The 3,079-nt window shown below is 73.4% G+C and carries 3 protein-coding genes; 1 reads left to right on the forward strand and 2 read right to left on the reverse strand.

Annotated elements, in window-relative coordinates:
* Positions 1-1,207: hypothetical protein (locus tag ACWDX9_RS61805; protein WP_449973197.1), on the forward strand; the 1,207-nt coding region annotated here is incomplete at its 5' end.
* On the opposite strand, the gene ACWDX9_RS61810 is transcribed toward ACWDX9_RS61805, so the two are convergent.
* Together ACWDX9_RS61810 and ACWDX9_RS61815 are read right to left on the reverse strand one after the other, a co-directional pair.
* Positions 1,208-1,660 carry a GNAT family N-acetyltransferase gene (locus ACWDX9_RS61810; protein ID WP_449973198.1) on the reverse strand — a complete coding sequence of 151 codons (453 nt, stop codon included), beginning with the start codon at positions 1,658-1,660 and terminating at the stop codon, positions 1,208-1,210.
* A gap of 50 nt (positions 1,661-1,710) precedes the next feature.
* A partial coding sequence (locus tag ACWDX9_RS61815) for an acyl-CoA dehydrogenase family protein (RefSeq protein WP_449973199.1) occupies positions 1,711-3,079 on the reverse strand: 1,369 nt, incomplete at its 5' end.

A 3,079-nucleotide genomic window follows, 5' to 3' on the forward strand; every position in this document is an offset into this window, starting at 1 on the left:
AAGCCGCCGCCTGGTCCTCGAAGAACACGTCCTTGACGCCGGGCATCGAGACGATCAGCTTCCGGATGGCCTCCATCTGCGCAGGCGTGACCGCGCCGACGCGGGCGCCGGGCTGGTGGTACGCGCCCTCACCGCACTCGGCAAGCCGTCGCTGTCGCTGCTGCGCGACCCGTACCAAGCGGACCGGCCCATGACGGACCGACCCCTGACGGACCGACCCCTGGCGGACCGGCACCTGGCGGGCCTGCCCTTGGCGGACCGGCACCCGGCAGCCCAGCATCACGCGGGCCAGCACCCCTCAGGCCAGCACCCGGCGGACGACCCCCGCCCGTTCACCCGCACCCGCGACGACCGCCGTCTCACCATCCCCCGGCCCCGGGCCCTCACCGGGTTGACGGATCTCACCGGCGAGTTACACGACCTGGCGGAACACACCGGCAACCCCCAGGTCGAGCTGCTCGCCGGCATGGTGGACGCCTGCGGGCGCCTGGAGGCGTTCGACGTGGCCGGCGCCGACCGGGCCGCCGCCCGCTGCGACGCTCTCCTGGAACTCCACCCGCTGCCCTGGCCCCGCTTCCAGCACACCCTCTGGCACGCCAACCGGCTCACCCTCGACGGCCGCTTCGACGAGGCCGACCGTCTCTACGACGACGCCGACGACCAGGCCCGCCACCTCAACCTCTGGCACGCCCGCCAGACCGTCGCCACCGGCCGCGTCGCGCTCAGCCACCACCGCGGCGCCATCGCCGACGCCGCGCCGCTCATCGCCGCCGTCCGCGGCGTCCATCCCACCCTGCACCACGACGCCACCACCCTGCACCTGTGCGCCCAGGGCCACCTCGACCACGCGCGGCGCCTCAACGGCGGCCCCCGTCAAGCTCCTCCCCGGGACTGGTCCTGGCTGTCGGCCACCTGCCTGCGCGCCGCCGCCGTCGCCGCGCTCGGCCGCACCCACGAATGCCGTACCGCCTACACCGCCCTGCTCCCGTACAGCGGCCGCATCTCCGCCCTGTCAGCCGTGCTCTGCCTGGGCCCCGTCGACTGGTACCTCGCCCTGCTCGCCACCGCCACCGGCCATCACGACGCCGCCACCGCCCACCTCACCGCCCTCGAACAGCAGGCCGACGCCGCCGGCCTGCACTGGTGGCGCGACCGCGCCGCCGCCACCGGCGTCCGCCGGCCTCTCCAGGTCGCCACCAGAGCGTGATCACGTCCTGGACAGCGGTTGGCTGAGCAGGCGGCGCCCCTTGTCCTGGAACCCGCGCTTGCCGTAGAAGGCGAAGAGATGGCTCACGTCGTTGCCGTTGGGGGCGATCACGATCTCCAGGAGGGAACATCCCAGCTCCGCGGCCCAGCTCCGGCTGTCCTCGATCAGCCGGTTCGCCTCGCCGCGCCTGCGCGCCTCCGGGGCGACGTAGAGATCTTCGAGCTCGGCGATCAGCCCGGACTCGAGGCCGAACGAGGTCGTGGTGATCGCGAACGCGATGATCCGGCCGTGCTCCTCGCTCACCGCGACCCGGGCCGCGGGCGAGGTGATCAAGGTGGTGAGGTTGGCGCTGAGGTCGCCTTCCGGCGTGGTGAAGCCGTCCTCCTCGTAGAAGGCGACGGCGAGGGCGAGCAGGGCGGGCAGATCGGCTTCACGGGCCGTACGGATCGACATGAGGGCCATGATCTCGGCTGATCAGCGGCCTCCGCCAACCGATTTCGCCGTCAGGGCTTCATCAGCCTGCGGGCGATCACCCGCAGGGCGAGGACCTCGTCGGCGCCCTCGAAGATGGACAGCACGCGCGCGTCCACGAACAGCCGCGAGATGCCGTACTCCTCCGCGTACCCGTAGCCGCCGTGCAGCTGCTGGGCCTCCCTGGTGACCCATTCGGCCGCCCGGCAGGCGAGCTGCTTCACCTGCGCGGCCTCCAGCTGGCCGTCGCCGGCCGTCACGGCCCGGGCCGCGGCGAACGTGAAGGCCCGGCAGGCGGCGATCGACCCGGCCATCCTGGCGATCTTGGCGCGGGTCAGCTGGTAGTCCGCGAGCGGCCGGCCGAAGATCGACCGCTGCCGCGCGTAGTCCACGGCCAGCTCCAGCGCCGACTGCATGACCCCGACGGCCCTGGCGGCGGTCTGCAGCCGCGCGTTGGCGAACGCCTGCATCTGCAGGTAGAACCCGCGCCCGAGACCGCCCTCCCCGCCGATCAGGTCGGCCGCGGGGACGCGCCAGCCGTCGAAGCGCACCTCGAACGAGTGCATGCCCCGATAGCCGAGCGTACGGATGGCACGTCCCTCGACGGACCCGCCGCCCTCCTGGGTCAGGCGCCATTCGTGGCCGGTGAAGGAGGGTTTGTCCACCACGAAGAGCGAAAGGCCCCGGTGCCCGGCCGGGTCGGTGCGGGCCAGGACGAGGAGGTAGTGGGCCCGGCCGGCGAAGGTGCACCAGGTCTTGACGCCGTTCAGCACCCATTCGTCGCCGTCGCGGGTCGCGCTCGTGGTGATCCTGGCGACGTCGGAGCCGAAGTCGGGCTCGGTGACCGCCACGGCGCACAGGCGCTCCCCCGAGGCGATCATCGGCAGCCAGCGCCGTTTCTGCTCCTCGGTGCCGCCGCGGGCGATCGCGGTGGCGATGATCTCGGGACGCGTGATGAGCGAGCCGGCGGCGCCCAGCGAGGCCCGGGACAGTTCCTCGGTCACGACCACCATGGCGGCCAGTTCGTCGCCCTCGGCGCCGCCGCCGTACTCGGCCGGGATCGACAGCCCGAAGCAGCCCATGCCGGCGAGCCCGTCGATGATGTCGGCGGGGATGTCCTCGTCGTCGCGGTGGATGCGGTCGGCGACGGGGGCGACGCGGTCGGCGGCGAACTCGCGGAAGGCGGCGCGGACCAGCTGCAGCTCGGCGGACAGGTGCCGGGGCCCCGCCTCGCGGGTGGCCAGCACACGTTCGGCGACGCGCTCCAGGAACGCCGGGTCGCGTCCCGCGGCGACGTGGGCGGCGGTGACCGTGGCCGACAGCGTGACCGCGTCGGTCTCCACCGGCGCGGCCGGGGAGGACGAGAGGCCGCTCACGGTCAGGTCGGGATTGGCCGACGGC

Source organism: Nonomuraea sp. NPDC003201 (genome assembly GCF_053590415.1).

Excerpts from the sequence above, each read along its gene's own strand:
- ACWDX9_RS61810 (WP_449973198.1), bottom strand. The coding sequence starts at position 1,660 with ATGTCGATCCGTACGGCCCGTGAAGCCGATCTGCCCGCCCTGCTCGCC.